Genomic DNA, 19,259 nt, shown 5'->3' on the forward strand with positions numbered 1-19,259 from the left:
TTACTCTTCACCTTCTCCAGCTTCAGTGCCTATTGTTTTACGAACATTTGGCGGAAGGAATGCCTTTAGTTTCTCTTCTATAATACGAGGGTTTTCTCCTGCTTGTATTGACAATAAACCCTCAATCATAACCTGTCTTATAAGTTGTTCTTCAGCACTATTAATTCCAAGTTTTTGTCCTAGTGGAATCCAGAATAGATTGGCAAACAGTGACCCATAAAATGTCGTTAGAAGCGCAACCGCCATGGCTGGACCGATAGAACTCGGATCACTTAGGTTCTTAAGCATGGCAACAAGTCCAATCAGGGTACCAATCATACCGAAAGCCGGCATAAGAGCGCCCAGAGTGTCAAAATATCCTTTACCTGCCGAATGCCTATCCTGAAGACTACCAAGCTCTGTTTCAAGGATGTTCTTTACCAGTTCAGGATCAGTACCATCGACAATCAGCATAACACCTTTTTGAAGAAACTCATCTTGAATGTCATTTACAGCTTCTTCAAGGGCAAGTAAGCCTTCACGTCTTGCCACATTGGCTAAGTCAATGACCTTTCCAATAATTTCGTTTGTTTTAAAATCATTTGGCTTTATGGCTTTTGAGAAAACTTTCCCAAATGCTGTGGTTGATGATAGAGGAAAGGCAACCATCGTGCCTGCAAAACCACCACCAATTACAATAAGAATGGAGCCGGTATCGATAAAGTCTCCCAGGGCACTACCACCTGATAGAATCCCCCAGACGACCAGAACGAGTCCGAGTATCATCCCGCCTATACTAGCTATATCCAATCGTTACACCCCGCTTTTCTCATCGTCAGATAGAACGACGATATGGTTAATCTTTTTTCTATATTTTACTATTCGTTCAATAACCTCGTCAACACCCTCTGAAACGACGAAACGGTTGCCATTATTAAGTGTTACGACTGTGTCCGGTGTTTCTTCAATAATCTCAATCAACTCACAATTCAAAACAAATACTTTCCCATTTAATCTGGTTAATTTTATCACTTCATCACCAATTTCTAAAAGGAGTCCGGGCGCAGGAGCCCGGAACTCACAAATTCAAAGATTAATATGGTCAAAGCATTCGTAAAATTAACTTGACCTTATTATGCCGTTTATCTGCTTAAACTCTATCTATCGCTTCAAACTTACAAGTTCTTGCAGAATTTCATCAGATGTCGTAATAACTCTTGAGTTGGCCTGGAAACCACGTTGCGTTGTAATCATATCTGTGAATTCTGCTGACAGGTCAACGTTTGACATTTCCAGTGCACCCGGTGTTAAGGCACCCATACTCCCTGAAGCAGGTGAGCCATATTTTGGTGTACCCGAGTTAATTGTTTCAGAGAACAAGTTGCCGCCGACTTTTAAAAGACCTGATGGGTTATCAAAGTCTGCTAGTGCAATTGTGGCAAGTGTTTCTCTATCCCCATTTGTAAAGATACCAACCACTTCACCATTCGATGAAATCGTAAAGTTTTCGATAACGCCAGCAGCGTTGCCGTCAACTGCCTTTACATTAGCATCTGTGGTTTGTGAGAAATGGCTTAGGTTTTCAAATATGGAATCGCCTGTGTCAGCTGATGGATCAAGCACAAGTGTAATAGCATCTACACCACCGGCTTGGATAGTAATGCTCGGTGTGACCGTATTGCCTGTATCACTATAGCCAGTTACCGCATCAGCACCACCAGTAGAAGCATATAGGTTACCATTTACCTCTGTAAACGTCATTTGATCAACAAGTCTCAAAAAGTTACCCTTTTCGTCAAACTCTGCAAAAATAGCTGCAGTGGTTGGGTTATTCGCTAAATCGGCTGTTGTTCCACCATTTGTGATGTTGGCATTATCTGTAAGAACGCCCAAATCAGTTCCATCACCAACTGCAGGAATTTGAATCATTCTGTAACTAAATCCAGGCTCTGCCGTTGGAGGCGTTGTATATTTCTGACCAATATTAACGGTTACTGTATTTGTGTTCCCAACAGAATCATAAACATCCACCGTCATTGAATGTGCGATGTTTGTGTCTTCATCCACTTCTTCAGTGAAATGAATATTACCATTAACATCCAGCGTCTCAGTCATCGTTGCATTCATAGTTTCAGATTGGTTTATCTGAACTGGTTTAAAATCTTCATCAAGTACCTTATACCCATTTGGAGCCACTAAGAATCCAAGTCTATCAACTGTAAAGTTGCCAGCTCTTGAGTAAAACTTATTAAGACCAGAACTATCCGGCGACAAGATGAAATATCCACTACCATCGATCATTAAATCCGTTTGATTATCCGTTCTTTGTGTTGCACCTTGAGTGTGATAAACAGTGATACTTGACAGATTTGCACCTAGGCCAACCTGTTGTGGGTTTGTACCACCACGTCCACTTTGTGAGGACGACCCCGCACCCGAAAGCGTCTGGTTAAAAGCTTCCGCAAAAGTTACTTTAGACGCTTTATACCCAACTGTGTTAACGTTAGCAATATTGTTACCAATTACGTCCATACGTGTCTGGTGTGCACGAAGTGCAGAAACACCAGAGTACATTGATCGCATCATAACTTTGACCTCCTTAGATCATATGATGCGCGGTTTAGGTTTCATCTATCGGTCAGAAACCTTTGACTTCCTGTTATAGGTCCAGTCTATATAATTACCGCGCCATCTATCTTAGTAAATACATTTTCCTTGAGCTGATCTTCTGCAGCTGCTGTAATGATTGTACGGTTCTTTATGCTTGCAACAAATGCTTTATCACCCATTATAATGAGGGCATCTTTTACACCTTTTGATTCTGCTTTGTTCACTGCATTATTCAGTTTTTCTATATCACTGTCTTCTAGTTTGATATTCCTTGATTCCAGTCTTTGAATCGCGTGTTTTGAAAATTTGACTTGGTCGTTGTTTTGAATTTTATCAAGAATCTCATTGAAGCTTTTTTGTGGCTTCACATTGTTCTGATTTTGAATATTTTGCGAAACTTGACCTGTTCCAGTGATCTTTGCTTTTCTCAGTACATAATCATTATTCATTTTAATAGGGTTCATATCATCACAACCTATTCTCCTGAGTAAGCTTTGTTTGCTGCATTAATGCTAATTAACTGATTCAACATGTTCGTGTTGACTTCCTTTATTTCATTAAGCGTTGCCCTTAAACTTTCATCCGTGATTTCAGTATTATCTTCTCCATCACCATCTGTACCGTCAGTACCATCTGTACCATCTGTACCGTCAGTATCTGTATCATCTACAGTATCACTGCCATCAATTTTATTGATGAGTTCGACGATGTTTTGATTCATTGCTTCGATCTGTGCGGATAAAGTTTGATCATTTGACAAAGATGCACTTGTTGATGAAGCAATATTCGTTAACTGTTCAACCGATGAAAACTGAGCCATTTGAGCGATAAAGTCTTTGTTATCCATAGGACTGAGTGGATCTTGGTACTGTAGTTGAGTCATGAATAACTTAAGAAACGCGTCTTTATCAATGTTTTGCGATTCAAGTTTCTTTTTATTTTCTTGATCTTTCGTAATTTTATTGAGTTTGTCTATCTGGTCTTCTGTAAATTGTCCCAGCATTTGCGTAACTTCTGTACTCACGTTGTCACCTCCTACCCTAAATATTCAAATGTAGACTGCAGTCCGGCCAGAGTCTTATTAATCGATTCAAAATCCGGCATGCTTTCTTCATCACCGAAGAAATACTTGCGTTTTGCCCTTTGAGCAAAGAATCTTTGTTCCAACTGACCTTGCTGATCTGTCTGTTCCTGACCAACTGATACCTGCATACCTTCAATGTTATAGCCTTTTTCTGCAAGAGCCTGTTTAAGATCAGACATATTGGATTCAAGCGTCTCTTTAACGACCTGACTCTCAACATTGAACTCAGCCATAAGTATGCCTTTTTCCACAGAAAGTTTTAAATCGACATTTCCAAGTTCCTCTGGTCGAAGCCTCAAAATGATTTGCTGACCATTCTCTGTTGGATTAATATTAAGCTTGGTGCCATCAAGAACTTGACTCATAATATTTTGTGCCAATCTAACTCTTGATGCCATATGCTCCATTGGCTGGGCACTTTTAATGGTTGGGTTTTCAACTTTAAGCGCTTCACTAAAAGGTTGCATTTCTTCTGTGAAATCGTCAAGAATTGATCCTTGAGAAGCCTGAACTGTTTCATGCCCACTCTGATCGGATTTCTGATTAGAATCTCCTGCACTTGAATCTTTGCTGGTTTCGTCTGTCTTCATATTGGTCTCAAGTTCAGTTTGATTCGTTGTGACCTCTTCTTCTTTGTCAATGACCTTGACATCAATGATCTCTACCTCAGCGTCTCCGTCTTGGGATACGCCTTCTGTCGAAGAAGACTGAGAAACATCTTCCTTCATCACTTCAGTAACCATCTGAGCAAAATCCTTAGCAGTCATTTCTTCTAAGTTCATTTCAGCAAGCTCTAGCTTTGCACCAATGTCTTCAAGTGAAACCAACATATTTTGTGGAATGTCTTCCATCGACGACAGATGTGCAACAATGCTTTGAAGCGCGGCTTCAAGGCTTTTTATTGACTCAGACAACTGCATTTGAACTGATTCGTCCATCTCTGTCATCATCTGCAGTTGAGGCATTTCTTCAATAACCTTGACCAAACTTGCCATTAAATCCTCAGGCAGAACTTCCATAAGTGAAGCAATTTCCTCTTCTGATAGACCAAGTTTTTCCAAAAGTTTCTTAACAGCTTTCGTCTCATCATCCAGTTTGGTCTCATCAACCTTCTTGAGATCATCAGAATTCTCTTCGATCCTTTTGTCACTTACTGTTTCTTTTTTTGCTGATTTGTCTGTGTCTGTGGCTTCCTGAACTTCCGGTCTTTTTCTACCCGTCATTTCATCATTATTCAATTTTGAATTTTTAGAGGCTTCTCTTGGTGCGTAATCTTTTGTATAATCAACTTTTTTGGCTTCGTAGCGTTTTTCTTCAAAAACCGCTTTAAAATCAAATTCAGATGATTTAGACTTTCCACTTGAAGAGTTGCCTTGACGAGTATCGAGTCCATAAGCATTCTGGACAGCCGATCCTCCATTTAACAATAAGTTCACCTCCTATTGGTTTCTCGGTAAAGTCAACTTTCTTGATATATCTGATGCAAGTGTGTCATCAAATGTTGCCAGCAGTTCCCCTACACGAGTTTTATCAAACCGAGACAGCAGTTCTAAAGCTATGTCTTCATCAGAGATGATAATGGTTTCACCATTTTCCAGATCATATAATTTTGGTGCTGAACTGTTTCGAATCATCCTTTGAAGCATATTTGACACCACACCGGCATCCATATTTCCATAAACTTCAGCCATCTCAGTAACATTATCGTCAAATTCCTTATAAATCTTTAATGATTTTAGTATATCTGACGTAATTTTATCTGTTCCCGACTCAATAATCTGTTGATCCCGAATCTCATTGATAAGTTCAAATGTAAAATTGTCATCACCAATACGGGCTAAAACCTGTCCAGCCTTAATAGGCCCAAGTTCGGAATACAGCTTACCAAGTTCCTCAATCGTATATGTATTTGTGTTTCCTATAAGGTCAACTAGCGTTGTATTGTCTTCTGAAGAGTAGATACTCGCAATATTTTCTAGCTCAGACTTTCTCTTTTTTAAGTCTGCTATAGTTGTACGAATATCTCTGGCTTTTTCTTCTGACATAAAAGAGATAACTTTATTGAAATCCTCTGAAGAGAGTTGTTCCATCAAAGTCCCCCCGACTTTGCTATCCATAGCGGCAATATAAGATGCCAGGGACTTGTGTCCATTCACAGAACTGTTTATTATAAAATTCATTTCATCTATAGCTGTCTGTATACTTAGAGAAGCCAAGTAATCTGCCCTAGACTTAATCTCTTCGTTTTTTTCCTCTTGAATTTGATCAAGGGTGTTGAGGACCACATCTTTTTTAATATTGCTGTCTCGAATAGCCTCAAGTATTAACTTTGTAGCATTCGGATTCATCCTTAGCATATGCTTAATCACTTCGTCATAAACAGCTTGATCTTCTGTTGAAAGAAGCGCCAGCTTGTCTACAGCTCTGGAATGATCAATGTCTAAGTAATACTCAGCGATCTCTTTCAATTGCTGATTAGTTTCTTGTGGTGTCGGAAACTGTTCAAAATAAGTTCCAACTGGTCCAGGAACATTTGATAACATCTTATTGGCCTCTATTTGGAACGTGCTGCTCAGAAAATAGAATCCCGATAAGACCGCCACTGGTAGAACAATTAACACCACGAGTAAAATGAGTATCGTCTTGAGGGCACCGCCCTTTTCCTCTTTCTTTTCAGCCATTATGAATCACCACTTTTCTGCGAACTCTTATAATTGACAATTTCCTCAATAACTTTGCTTTCAGCTGCATTCAAGGCGTCCAAGTATGCCTCTTTTTCTTTTTCTTTCAACTTCTCCATAATTTTTCTTTGCTTCACAGCCTCAGTTAACTCTTTTTTTATTTGAATAATTTTCAGTTGCATTTCGGCGATCTCAGAACTCAAGGCTTCAATCTTTGACTTGTAATGTTGCTTTGATCGTTCAAACATTTGAAGGTCTGACGTCCGCACCCCACCAATTAGCTGGGATTGAATTGTCTTGAAGAATTCTTCCTGGCTGGAGAGAACCTTTGCTTTTTCCGCAAGTAGATTTTGCAGCTTGCTATTGGCTTTTCCCAGTTTTGTCTTTACTTCTTCTTCTTCGTCTTCTCTTTGCTTTAGAATTCTTTCATAACGGAATTTGAAGCCCCTCATCTACACTCACCCTTGTATTCCATCTCTTTTTTCAAAATATAACTATTTTGATATTGTCTTCAACTCATTAACGGCTTGAGAAAAAGTGCTTTTATCATGCATGCCCTGAGACAAAAAGGCCATGTACTTTGGATAACGTTCAATGGCATCGTCTATCTTGGGATTTGTCCCTTTGGCATAAGCACCGATATTGATCAAGTCTTCAGCTTCACTGTATGTTGCCATTATTTCTTTGAATCGTCTTGAAGCCTCAATATGATCATTGCCTACAATTTGAGGCATAACACGGCTAACACTTCCTAGAATATCTATTGCAGGATAATGGCCTAAATGTGCCAAGCGTCTTGATAAGAGTATGTGACCGTCAAGAATACCTCTCACGGCATCTGAAATAGGTTCATTGAAATCATCCCCATCCACTAGAACTGTATAAAGTCCGGTGATGGACCCTTTTTCAGAGTTTCCCGCCCTTTCCAAGAGCCTTGGTAAAACAGCAAAAACAGATGGTGTATAGCCCCTGGTTACAGGTGGTTCTCCAACAGCAAGACCAATTTCTCTTTGCGCCATGGAGAATCTTGTTAAGGAGTCCATCATGAGTACGACGTTTTTACCTTGATCCCTAAAGTACTCCGCTATAGATGTTGCCAACATAGCTCCCTTAACACGTACCAGGGCCGGTTTATCGGAAGTGGCTATAATAAGGACTGATTTTTTTAAACCTTCTTCACCAAGTTCGTTTTCAATAAACTCACGAACCTCACGACCACGCTCTCCGATGAGGGCAATAACATTGACATCTGCCGTGGTGTTTTTTGCAATCATGCCCATTAGGGTACTCTTGCCCACACCCGATCCTGCAAAAATACCAATACGTTGACCTCTGCCACATGTAATAAGTCCGTCAATGGCTTTAACTCCAAGGGGCAGTGGCTCTTTAATTCTATCTCGCATAAGGGGATTGGGCGGATCATTGTCCGCAGAATACTTTTTATTGGTGATGGGTTTTGGTTTTCCATCTATGGGGTGGCCAAGACCATCAAGCACTCTTCCAAGGAGATTGTCTCCCACGTCCACGTGAAGTTCATGCCCTGTGGCAACAACCTTACTGCCTGGTCCAATGCCTGACATTTCTCCAAGGGGCATTAAAAATACAGTTTCCCCTCGAAACCCAACAACTTCCGCTTTAATTGGCACGTCACTTTTAAGCGGAAATATATCGCAGACTTCTCCAAGTTCAACAGCAGGCCCTTCTGATTCAATTGTTAAACCAACAACTTTTGAAACCCGACCGCTATACTTAATTAAGTTTAGATGTTCCAGTGCATTCTTATATTTTGACAAATCAATATTATTCATCAGTATCACTCACTACCTATCAAAGATTCAAAAGTGGCACGAACTTGTTCAAACTGCGTAGCAATACTGCTGTCTACACTTCCAGCCGATGTGTCAATAACACAACTACCTGGGCTTAAAGACTTATCCTCTTTCACTTCAATGCTATCAACACTCTCTGCAAGGGAGAGAATTCTATCTCTTATTCCCAGTGCATAACTATAGTCTTCTGAAGACACTCTGAGTACAAGATCATCCGTGTATGCACATTTTTTGAGGGCACTCTTGATAAGACCTTCAATCACAGCACCATCCTCTTCTATTCTCTTGTTGAGGATTTTTTCAACAGTCATTATGACAATTTCGATCATTTCCGGCTCCAAATTGTCTAACATGCTTTTGTATTGAGCCACAGCTGTGTCTTTGATGTTAAGAGCTTCTTGTATCAGCGTCTCTGATTGTGCTCGTCCCTCCTCAAATCCAGCTTTATAACCATCGTCAAAACCTTCTTGATGGGACTTTTCATATATGCCTTTGACTTGCTCATAGGCCTCTTCTATAATTTGATCGGCTTCTGATTTGGCCTTGTGTGTCAAGGTTCTGGCTTCTTCAACAGCTTCGTCAACCATGGCCTGCAGGTCTTCTTCACTCATAGAAGGCGCTGCGGACTTTATCTCCCCAGCGCCATCTTCGATTTCTTCTTCTATCTCTTCCGGTATCTCCGGTGCTATTTCTGGTGTAAGTCTAAATTTTTTCTCATCCAGAATAACTTGGGCACGTTTTACGATTTTAGACAATGATCTCATCTCCTCCGCCACGTGCGATTATGATTTCACCAGCTTCTTCTAGCTTACGGATAACATTAACAATTTTCTGTTGCGCTTCTTCAACATCACGCAGGCGAACAGGACCCATGAACTCCATGTCTTCCTTAAGCATTTCAGCCATACGTTTTGACATATTAGAGAATATAACATCACGCACTTCTTCTGTTGCGCCCTTACACGCGACAGAAAGGTCATTATTATCAATTTCACGAATGAATCTCTGAATAGATACACTGTCAAGATTAATGATATCTTCGAATACGAACATACGCTTTCTGATTTCTTCTGCAAGATCTGCATTTTGAATTTCCAGCGTTTCCATAATGAATTTTTCTGTCCCTCTATCAACAGAGTTAAGAATATCAACAATGGCCTGAATACCACCTGTAGCAGCGTAGTCCTGTGTCACCATTGATGACAGTTTACGCTCAAGAACAAGTTCAACCTCTTTGATAACTTCAGGCGATGTCGACTCCATAAGGGCAATCCTTTGAGCAACATCAGCTTGTTTATCTTGAGGCAAGGCCGCTAGTATGGATGAGGCCTGGCCTGGGTTCAGATATGATAGAATAAGCGCCAGTGTTTGAGGATGTTCGTTTTGTATAAAGTTTAGCAGTTGTCCAGCATCTGCTTTTCTAACAAAATCAAATGGTCGCACCTGTAGAGACGCTGTCAACTTGTTGATGATCTCAAGCGCCTTCTGGGAGCCCATTGCTTTTTCAAGCACTTCTTTGGCGTATCCAATACCACCTTCTGAGACAAATTCCTGAGCAAGGCACACCTGATAAAACTCTTCTAAAATGCCTTCTTTTTCCTCCGGATCAACTTTTCTCATGTTTGCTATTTCAAGTGTCAGTTCTTCTATTTCATCATCTTGAAGGTGCGAAAAAAGTTGTGCTGATTTTTCAGGTCCCAATGAAATTAGAAGAACGGCCGCTTTTTGTCTGCCACTTAATTCGCCTTTTTTTCTAGCCATAGAACAAAACTCCCCTAATCATCATTTAACCATGCGCGTAGCAATTGGGCCACGACTTCTGGATTGGATTCAATAAACTTTTCGATTTGGAACTTAGGACTTGATTGATCCGACTGTTCCAACTTGATTTCTTCAATTTCACGTTGTTCTTCAAGTTCACGCATAATGCGCTCTTCTTCTTCAGTTTTGGCCTTACGACGCATAAACAGAACAGCGCCCGCAATGGCTCCAACCACAACAAGACCAATAACAGCAAATATCCAAATCGGCACACCTGATGTGGCCATTTCGTCTGCAAAGGGATCCTCGATGACGTTAAAGGTCTGAGCAGACACCCGAACCACTCTCGTATCTAGACCTGCAGCTGCAGATACCAAATCTGTTATTTCTTGTTTCTGTTCCTCCGTCAAAGTTTGATCCACCAAATTGGTTTCATTAATAATGACGCTGACAGTAATATCTTCAATCTGACCCCTTGCTTTTTCAACAGTGGTCAAAGTTTCATTCATCTCATAATTTATGGTTTTGGACGCTTTTTTATACTGGGTGCCATCACCAGTGATTTCATTGTAGTTGGTTGCTTCTGAATTGGAGTCCGTACCCGGAACACCTGATGTGCCAGCATTCAGTGTGCTTTCTTGAATCTCTGTCATACTCCGAACAAGACCTGTTGTTTCACCTTCAATCGGAACAGAGTAAACTGTAGAACTTGTGACCTGACTATCAAAATCCAGGGTCACTGATGCCATGACACGAACGCCTTCTGGCCCAAATATAGTCGCGAGAAACGACTCCAAATCCTTCTCCAGTTTTTCCTGGACTTCCAGTTGAAGTTCTTGCTGACTATTCGCCAAAACCTGACCTTCAGATTCCGCCACTTGATTTAGAACTTTCCCCGTGTTATCAACCACGGACACGTTGCTTGCATCAAGGCCCTTTACCGAGTTCACAAGTATCATGACAATGCCATTAACTTGCTGTTGATTTAGTGTGTTTCCACCCTTCACAAGTAAAGTGACAGATGCTCTTGACTCCGTTGAATCATTCAACAAGAAAGCACTATCACTCGGAACAGTCAAATTAACCTTGGCTCTTTCAACCGCATCTATCGTCTCTATGGTCTCGGCAAGAGCTGTTTCCTGCGCAAGCTCGTACATTTTGTCCTTATCCTCAGATGTGTATGTAAGAGATGTATTGCTAAAGGCCTGCGTCCAGTTAAAATCCTTGGCTGTTAAAGACCCATTTAGTGTCAACTGCATTTTTGCACGACTCAAGTCTTCCTTGGGCACTAAAATCGTGGTTGTGTTATCCTCGTCGCGATGAGATATTCCCAGTTCAGTCAGATTCGTCGTTATATTTGCAGCTTCTTCAAGAGATAGATTTGTTGCAAGAGGAACATATTCAGTTCGCGTCAATAAAACAATGGCTATCGCAATGATCAAAATCAATGCGCTGCCACCGCCAAAATACAATATCTTCTGCCTTCTATCAAGGCTATCTAGGAACTCGCTTATTTGAGTTCTTATTCTCTGTAAAAATTCACCCATTTTGCACCTCTTAAAGCTATGATTGCTCTAGACCACGTAGACCTAGAATCCCCTTCAGTGATTTGTGTTGTATGCAGAGGTCATTAGAACTGTAAACGCATAATTTCCTTGTACGCTTCCATAATTTTGTTTCTAACCTCAATTGCCGTGTTTAATGTTAATTCCGCTTTCATAGCTTCAATCCTCAGTTCATGTAAATTTTCCACATCACCAAGGGCGAGTTTCTGATCTATTGCCTGAGATGTTTTCTCGGAAGAATTCACATTTTCAAGAGCATCCATCAAAATATTTTTAAAATCAACTGATGAATTTTCTGTGGTTCGAGACGCTCCAAGAGTATTTTGTTGAATGGAACTCAATACCTTAGGATCTATTTTCAAGAGTTAGCCCCCCTATAAAACTTTTACTGTCGATTTATTTGCCTATTTCTAAGGCTTTCATAGCCATAGACTTGGTGCTGTTTAACGCCGTCGTGTTGGCCTCATAGGCCCTTGATGCTGATATTAGATTGATCATTTCTGTGACGATTTCAACATTAGGCAGAAGAACGTAGCCTTCTGAATCCGCATCTGGATGACCAGGGTTATACTCCCTTTTGAAGTCAGACAGATCTTCACGAATACCTATTACTTCCACACCGTTGCCTATTGGATTGTCCCCTTTTGCTTTTGCCAAAACATCACTGAAATCTTCAGATTCCAAAGTACGGTAAACAGGTACTTTCCGTCTATACGGTGTTCCAGCGCTTGTTCGAGTTGTGTTGGCATTGGCAATATTTTCTGATATGACGTCCATACGAAGTCTTTCTGCTGTAAGACCTGTAGAACTTATATTTATAGAATTAAAGAAACTCATACCTTAAGCCCCCTATCTAATACCCTTTATAACTGTTTTAAGTCGAGAAATTTGTGCATTGACTTGGTCAGTGAGTGCATTGTACTTAATTTGATTTTTTGCAAGCTCCGACATTTCTATATCGACATTGACATTATTTTGATCGGTTCTATAACTTGTATCTGTTACCGTCTCAATTCTCGGTGTCAAGCCTTGTGGTCCATTGACAGTCATATGCTTTTCATGTGTTAAATTCATATGCGTTTGGGGACCCACTTGTAAGTAATCAGACAGTATGCTCTCAAAGTTCACTGTCTGTCTTTTATATCCTGGCGTGTTCACATTGGATAAATTATGAGAAATGGCTTCATTTTTCATCCATGAAGCATCCATTGTCTTCTTAAACATATCTATTCTTTGAAAAGATTTAGATAACATAGTTCCGCCTCCAATTCAGTCTTTCCATCATTATCGGCAAATTATAAAAATATCTTTAGCCCATATTCCTCATGATCCAAAGAAAGGTTTCTTCGCATTCTAAGTTCATAAGTATTTTGTCACTTTCACATGCACATAACTTGCGCATTTCTCTACAATTATATCATAGAATTAATGGAAACATGGGAATTTCATGAGATTTTCCAAGCAAAGTGACAATCGTCCTTTCTTATGCCATTTAGGTCACTTTTTCCACTTTACCTATTGACATTTTAACGATAAAATTCCCGCATTTTTACATAAAATTCTCAATTTAACGACAATTCATTTATTAGTTAATTTTATATATGCTTACAAATTGAGCGACTTGCAAAATTCCATTCAAGACCCTTCTTAAATATCCTATATAGATATTTAAGAATCAATAATTCTATACAGGCTATAGCAAGGGCATGGATCTGTAATTTTGCAAATGCACAAGTTAAAAACGCTGAAAATAAAAAAAGCCCAGCGCAAGGCTGGGCTCAAGTATTATTTTTTTAGCTTATCAAGTTCTTCAACAAGTTTGTCATTAAGAATTCTGATGTAAGTTCCCTTCATACCTAAAGAACGAGATTCGATAACACCAGCACTTTCAAATTTACGAAGTGCATTTACAATAACAGAACGTGTAATGCCCACTCTATCTGCAATTTTACTAGCAACCAGTAGACCTTCATTACCATCTAGCTCATTAAAAATATGTTCAATCGCTTCAAGTTCTGAAAATGAAAGTGTGCCGATTGCCATTTGAACAACAGCCTTCTTACGAGCTTCTTCTTCGAACTCTTCACTCTTTGCACGGATAATTTCCATTCCCACAACTGTTGCAGCATATTCAGCCAGAACAAGATCCTCATCGTTAAATGGACCTTCTTTTCTTGCAATTACAAGAGTACCCAGTCTTTGACCGTTGCCAAGGATAGGCACAATCGTAACAATCTTTGAATAGCTGTCAATATCGTTTTTGAAAATTTCAAGCAAGTTGTCTTCCGTGATATTGTACTTCGTTTCAATAATCTTCAAAAGTTCAAGATTATAAGCTTCTGGGAAAAACTCGATACCAGTTGCTTCTTCAACAATCAAAGGGCTGTCAGCATGATCAAATAATGACACACCTAAAACCTTGCCTCTTTTGCTTGAAACATAAACATTGGCTTCAAGGATTTCTTTTAAAATCTCGCATAAATCAGAGAATGCTACTGGTGATTGACCTGTTTGTTGTAGTATTCTATTCAGTCTTCTTGTTTTTTCTAATAATGTATTCGGCATTTCGTCCTCCTAAAATCTCACTCAACTCACTGACCATCTTGTTGTTCTTCAACTGGTCTTTTATATTTACATGTCTTGCTTGAACATTTAATACTATGTTCTTTCTTTGTTTTCTTTTCCACTAGGAATTCTCCACACTCTGGACATGATTCCCCTGTTGGTTTGTCCCATGAGACAAATCGACAATCTGGGAATGTGTTACAGCCATAGAAAGTTCTAAACTTTTTCGTTTTACGTTCTACGACTTCACCATCCTTACAATGAGGACACTTAACACCAATTTCTTTTAAGATTGGCTTCGTATTCTTACATTCAGGATAATTAGAGCAAGCCATAAATTTACCAAAACGACCATATTTTATAACCATCTTGTGACCGCACTTTTCACAGTCTATATCAGTCTCTTCAGTTAGGTCTACTTTCTCAATATCTTCTTCAGCGTGACTTAAAAGCTTTGAAAAAGGACCATAGAAATGACGAATGACATCTTTCCACTCAGTTTCACCGTTTTCTACGGAGTCAAACTCTTCCTCCCGATCTGCGGTGAAGCTAACATTTACTATATCAGAGAAATAGCTTTCCATGATCTCGTTGATGAGTTCGCCGAGCTCAGTTGGTTTTAAAGCTTTCTTCTCCCGTTCTACATAGCCCCTACTTAGAATGGTTGAAATGGTTGGAGCGTACGTACTCGGACGTCCAATCCCTTTTTCTTCCATCTCTTTTACAAGGGAAGCTTCTGTGTATCGAGCAGGCGGTTGTGTGAAATGCTGCGTCGGCTCAACTTTCTTAGCCTTGCAGACTTCTCCGATTTCAAGATCAGGTAGAACATTTTCTTTAACACTTGTGTAAGTGTACACCTTAAGGAAACCATCAAATTTTAACTGGGTTCCGTTGGATTTAAAATCATACTCTCCATTTTTCAGCTCTACGCTCACAGAATCGAACTGTGCGTTCGACATCCCATGGGCAACAAAACGTTCCCAAATCAGTTTGTAGAGCTTATGTTGATCTTTAGAAAGAGATTCTAAGATTTCATCTGGCACACGAAGGATAGACGTCGGTCTAATCGCTTCATGGGCATCCTGAGACGACTTCTTATTTGTCTTTTTACGTTCAGTTGTGCTCAGGTAATCTGTAGAAAAATTCTCTTCAATGAATGATTTTCTTTGGTCACGGGCTTCATCTGAAATACGCGTGGAGTCCGTTCTCATATATGTGATCAGACCCACAGTGCCAGTGCCTTTGACATTAATCCCCTCATAAAGCTGCTGAGCAATCATCATCGTTTTTTTGGTAGAAAACCCAAAGCGACTTGATGCTTCCTGCTGAAGCGAACTCGTAGTAAAGCAAGGTTGAGGTGATCTTGTTTTTACTTTTTTATTGATCTTGCTAATCACATAATCGTTCTTGTCAAGATCCGAGAGAATCTTATCAGATTCTTCTTTATTCCTGACAGGCAACTTACTGCCATTTTTACCTTTAAACTGAGCATCAAAAGTTTTTCGTGATGCGTTCGTCAGCTTGGTATTTATTTCCCAGTATTCTTCCGGCACAAAGGCCTTGATTATAGCTTCTTTATCGCAAATCATTTTTGTAGCAACTGATTGTACACGTCCAGCACTTAAGCCTTTACGTATCTTTCTCCATAAAAGAGGACTGATGCCATAACCTACAAGTCTATCAAGAATTCGTCTAGCCTGCTGTGCATCAACAAGATTTAGATCGATTTTTCTCGGTGTTTTTATTGCAGACTTAATTGCATCTTTTGTGATCTCATGGAAAGATACACGGCAAGCTTCTTCAGGATCAATTTTAAGAAGAAACGCTAAATGCCATGCGATTGCTTCACCTTCGCGATCGGGATCGGTAGCAAGAAAAATTTTATCAGCCTTTTTGGCAGCTGTTCTTAGTTCCTTAATAACCGGACCCTTTCCTCGAATTGTTATATATGCGGGTTCGAAATCATTTTCGATTTCAATCCCCATTTTACTTTTCGGCAAATCTCTGACGTGACCAATGGAAGCCTTAACCTTATAATTGCGTCCAAGAAACTTCTCAATTATCTTAGCCTTTGCCGGCGATTCTACAATGACCAGATATTTTGACATATGCACCTCCGGCATAAATTTTAAACATTGAGTATTATAACAGAAATGTTTGAATAATTCAAAATATTTTGCAAAATTAATAATATTCGCACATTATATTTCGATTTATCCACTAGGATGCCCATTTCCGTTACGCGCTAAACACCTAAAATCTTTTAACGCCAACATGAAAAGCGACGCCCATATTTGCTCACCAGGCGTCACATTGAATAATTATAAACATAAATCAAGAAAAAATAAAGTAAAGATTTCATGAATTCATGAATTTGATGAAATTTTCTCATAACTATATCATAACAAATTAACAATCAATACATACTACCACAGATTATGATTTTATGCACAAACATATAATCCACCCGGTAGTCTTTTGACTCTACCTTTCACTTCTAGCAAAGTCAGCTGCATCATAATATCATAAACATCCTCATCAAGTAAAGAGGAAATTTGATCTGCTGTTGCTGGTTCAACCATAGCAAGAGATTTTTCTAAAGTCGTTTTGACCAGGTCCCCTTCTAAGTTTGATGATTTTAACTGTATGTTAAGCTCGTTTAGAATATCCTGAACATCACCGATGGGAACGGCACCCTCACGTATGGCTTGTAAAGTTCCCCTTGCCACAGGATTGGTTACATTCCCTGGCAAGGCCATAACAAGTCGCCCTTGATCCGATGCTTTTCTTGCTGTAATAAGCGACCCGCTCCTCTCTCCCGCTTCCATAACAACCACAGCCGTACTCAAACCACTGATAATACGGTTGCGCTTTGGAAAATGGTGCTTCAGAGGTTTTGTGCCTGGCACAAGTTCCGATACAATTAACCCGCCGCTGTTTAAAATGTCATTGTAAAGTTTGGTATGAACCTTGGGGTAGATAGTATCACAGCCACACCCCAAAACAGCAATGGTTTTTCCGCCTGCTAAAAGAGCTTCTTGATGGGCTGCGCCATCAATTCCCTTGGCCAAGCCACTGACTATTACAACACTGTTTTTTGCCAAGTCCCCGGCAATTTTCTTTGTCATTTTACAGCCGTAAGGTGATGGATTCCTTGTTCCTATCACTGCCACATAATGGTCCCATGGCTGAAAAAGCAAGTCTATGTTTCCAAGCATATAGAGGATGGGTGGCGGATCATAAATTGATTTTAATTGATCAGGGTATGTCTCATCTAAGTAGGTGAGCATATGGATGCCTTTTTCGCGAATCCTATTTAGCTCTGCTTCTATTTTGTCCTTGCAACGACTGTTTATCATTAACCGAGCCAGTTTTGCTGATATATTAAAATCTTCTTGCATGGCAATAAGTGATGCCACCCATAGTTTTCTAATATGAGACTGAGCGGGGGCCAATTCTTTAATTTTTCTAGGACCTATACCTTCTACTTGCGACAACCAATATACTGCTTCAATCATAAATGAGCACCCCTCATCCTATTTTCAGCCAATCTATACTGAACAGCTTCAGCAATATGCCCCACACCAATGTTGGTCTCATCATCTAAATCTGCAATGGTCCGCGCTATCCTGATGATCTTATGCTCCACTCTCTTGCTAAACTTGAATGACTTAACACTTGCTTTTAGCATGCTCATAGCCTCATCTTTCATGGGACAGTATGACATAATATGTCTGCCAACCATTTCGGAATTGAACTGGATATCCTCATTTTCAAAGCGCTTCATCTGGATCTGAACAGCCCTTTGAACCCTTTCAAACATGGTTTGGGAAGACATCACATGATCACCGACTGCATCCATATCTGTTCTTTGGACTTCAACCAGCAAGTCAATTCTATCAATCATAGGGCCTGAGAGTTTGCCAAGATAGCTTCTAATCTCTCTGTCACTGCATATACACATCTTATCCATACTGTTAGAAAATCCACACTTGCATGGGTTCATAGTTGCTGCCAACAAAACTTTGGCAGGCATACTCACCCTGGTATGAAGCCTAGATAGATTGACCCTGTGATCCTCTAGGGGTTGACGGAGGGCTTCAATAGTTTCCCGTCTAAACTCTGGCAACTCATCTAAAAACAAAACACCTCTATGGGCCATGGTCAACTCTCCTGGTTGTGGCTTAACACCACCACCTATCATGGCCACGGTTGTAATTTGATGGTGGGGTTTTCTAAAAGGCCGTTTAAGTGATAAAAATTTAGTGGAGCATTGGTCTTTTAAATTCTGTATTTTCCTAACTTCCACAGCTTCACTTTGAGTCAATTCAGGTAAAATACTCTCAAACGCTGACAGCATCATGGATTTCCCTGAGCCTGGTGGCCCTGAAAGTAATATATTGTGAAAGCCTGCGGCTGAAATCATCAAGGCCCGTTTTGCCATTTCCTGTCCCTTAACATCTTTATAATCGACCCTTGCTTCAGCCTGCGACTTTGCATGCATTCTCTCGACTTCTTTTATGGTATTAATATAATGAATTTTATACTTTTTATCCGATTTTTTATCTTTTAACAACTCAAGCACTTCTTGAAGAGTCTTAGCACCAAAACACTTAACGCCCTCTACCAGACAGGCTTCATTTTCAAGCCCCTGAGGCACGACAACATTTTTTATCCCTTGTTTAGCCACAGCACTGATCATTGATAGAATGCCCGGCACAGGCAAGAGGCGCCCGTCTAAGGTCATTTCACCGAAGAAAGCTGTATTGACCAGCTGGTTATTTTCGACCTCACCTAAGGCGGACAATATCCCTATAGCCATAGGCAGGTCCAGTTGACTTCCGTCTTTGGGAATTTCTGCAGGAATCAAGTTGAGAGTTATTCGTTTAGCAGGAAATCTAAGTCCTATTGATTCCAGGGCACTACGGACCCTCTCCTTTGACTCTCGAATTGTCTTATCAGGCAGACCGACAATTTGATAGGCTGGCAACCCCTTAGATATATTCACTTCAATTTCCACATGTAGACCATCTATTCCATAAACCACAGCTGAATTTATTATCGAGTACATAAAACACCTCCTTCCAGTATTATACATATAACATGATTAATTGTAAATATTTGGTATTATTTTTATATGCATGTCTTCTCCATTAAGAACAAAACCATGTATGAGGGTGAAATG

General features: G+C 40.0%; 19 protein-coding genes. All 19 read right to left on the reverse strand.

What is annotated here, in order from left to right:
• The gene (locus ACQ4KW_RS12350; protein ID WP_430882787.1) at positions 1-765 is read right to left on the reverse strand and encodes a motility protein A; all 765 of its coding nucleotides are present in this window, start codon (positions 763-765) and stop codon (positions 1-3) included.
• A 27-nt stretch (positions 766-792) separates the two neighbouring features.
• Complete coding sequence (locus tag ACQ4KW_RS12355) at positions 793-1,011, reverse strand: flagellar FlbD family protein (protein ID WP_430882788.1); 219 nt, start codon at positions 1,009-1,011, stop codon at positions 793-795.
• Between the two features lie 129 nt (positions 1,012-1,140).
• Positions 1,141-2,565: a flagellar hook protein FlgE gene (locus ACQ4KW_RS12360; RefSeq protein ID WP_430882789.1), complete on the reverse strand. Its 1,425-nt coding sequence runs from the start codon at positions 2,563-2,565 to the stop codon at positions 1,141-1,143.
• 86 nt (positions 2,566-2,651) lie between these two features.
• Positions 2,652-3,038, reverse strand: coding sequence for a TIGR02530 family flagellar biosynthesis protein (locus ACQ4KW_RS12365; protein ID WP_430882790.1), 387 nt, complete (start codon positions 3,036-3,038; stop codon positions 2,652-2,654).
• A gap of 26 nt (positions 3,039-3,064) precedes the next feature.
• Positions 3,065-3,613: a flagellar hook capping FlgD N-terminal domain-containing protein gene (locus ACQ4KW_RS12370; RefSeq protein WP_430882791.1), complete on the reverse strand. Its 549-nt coding sequence runs from the start codon at positions 3,611-3,613 to the stop codon at positions 3,065-3,067.
• 11 nt (positions 3,614-3,624) lie between these two features.
• Positions 3,625-5,100, reverse strand: a complete 1,476-nt coding sequence (locus ACQ4KW_RS12375) for a flagellar hook-length control protein FliK (RefSeq protein ID WP_430882792.1) — start codon at positions 5,098-5,100, stop codon at positions 3,625-3,627.
• A gap of 12 nt (positions 5,101-5,112) precedes the next feature.
• Positions 5,113-6,354, reverse strand: coding sequence for a hypothetical protein (locus tag ACQ4KW_RS12380; protein WP_430882793.1), 1,242 nt, complete (start codon positions 6,352-6,354; stop codon positions 5,113-5,115).
• A complete protein-coding gene (gene fliJ / locus ACQ4KW_RS12385; protein WP_430882794.1) occupies positions 6,354-6,806 on the reverse strand; it encodes a flagellar export protein FliJ in 453 nt (150 codons plus the stop codon). The genes ACQ4KW_RS12380 and fliJ overlap by 1 nt, the downstream gene beginning before the upstream one ends.
• A gap of 42 nt (positions 6,807-6,848) precedes the next feature.
• Entirely contained in the window at positions 6,849-8,162 is a 1,314-nt protein-coding gene (gene fliI / locus ACQ4KW_RS12390) for a flagellar protein export ATPase FliI (RefSeq protein WP_430882795.1), read from the reverse strand.
• 5 nt (positions 8,163-8,167) lie between these two features.
• On the reverse strand, positions 8,168-8,938 hold the full coding sequence (locus ACQ4KW_RS12395) for a FliH/SctL family protein (RefSeq protein WP_430882796.1): 771 nt from the start codon (positions 8,936-8,938) through the stop codon (positions 8,168-8,170).
• Positions 8,931-9,944, reverse strand: coding sequence for a flagellar motor switch protein FliG (fliG, locus tag ACQ4KW_RS12400; RefSeq protein WP_430882797.1), 1,014 nt, complete (start codon positions 9,942-9,944; stop codon positions 8,931-8,933). The genes ACQ4KW_RS12395 and fliG overlap by 8 nt, the downstream gene beginning before the upstream one ends.
• Before the next feature lie 14 nt (positions 9,945-9,958).
• Entirely contained in the window at positions 9,959-11,491 is a 1,533-nt protein-coding gene (gene fliF, locus ACQ4KW_RS12405) for a flagellar basal-body MS-ring/collar protein FliF (protein ID WP_430882798.1), read from the reverse strand.
• A gap of 83 nt (positions 11,492-11,574) precedes the next feature.
• Positions 11,575-11,871, reverse strand: coding sequence for a flagellar hook-basal body complex protein FliE (fliE, locus tag ACQ4KW_RS12410; RefSeq protein ID WP_430882799.1), 297 nt, complete (start codon positions 11,869-11,871; stop codon positions 11,575-11,577).
• A gap of 34 nt (positions 11,872-11,905) precedes the next feature.
• Positions 11,906-12,346, reverse strand: a complete 441-nt coding sequence (gene flgC / locus ACQ4KW_RS12415; RefSeq protein ID WP_430882800.1) for a flagellar basal body rod protein FlgC — start codon at positions 12,344-12,346, stop codon at positions 11,906-11,908.
• A 12-nt stretch (positions 12,347-12,358) separates the two neighbouring features.
• Positions 12,359-12,763, reverse strand: coding sequence for a flagellar basal body rod protein FlgB (gene flgB / locus ACQ4KW_RS12420; RefSeq protein WP_430882801.1), 405 nt, complete (start codon positions 12,761-12,763; stop codon positions 12,359-12,361).
• Between the two features lie 531 nt (positions 12,764-13,294).
• Positions 13,295-14,074: a GTP-sensing pleiotropic transcriptional regulator CodY gene (codY, locus tag ACQ4KW_RS12425; RefSeq protein WP_430882802.1), complete on the reverse strand. Its 780-nt coding sequence runs from the start codon at positions 14,072-14,074 to the stop codon at positions 13,295-13,297.
• A gap of 26 nt (positions 14,075-14,100) precedes the next feature.
• Positions 14,101-16,182, reverse strand: coding sequence for a type I DNA topoisomerase (gene topA / locus ACQ4KW_RS12430; RefSeq protein ID WP_430882803.1), 2,082 nt, complete (start codon positions 16,180-16,182; stop codon positions 14,101-14,103).
• 336 nt (positions 16,183-16,518) lie between these two features.
• A complete protein-coding gene (gene dprA / locus ACQ4KW_RS12435) occupies positions 16,519-17,592 on the reverse strand; it encodes a DNA-processing protein DprA (protein ID WP_430882804.1) in 1,074 nt (357 codons plus the stop codon).
• Positions 17,589-19,145 carry a YifB family Mg chelatase-like AAA ATPase gene (locus ACQ4KW_RS12440; protein WP_430882805.1) on the reverse strand — a complete coding sequence of 519 codons (1,557 nt, stop codon included), beginning with the start codon at positions 19,143-19,145 and terminating at the stop codon, positions 17,589-17,591. Before ACQ4KW_RS12440 ends, dprA begins: the two co-directional genes overlap by 4 nt.
• Positions 19,146-19,259: the final 114 nt, after the last annotated feature.

Source organism: Tianxiuia mixotrophica, assembly GCF_050596425.1.
Taxonomy (GTDB): Bacteria; Bacillota; Clostridia; order Peptostreptococcales; family Acidaminobacteraceae.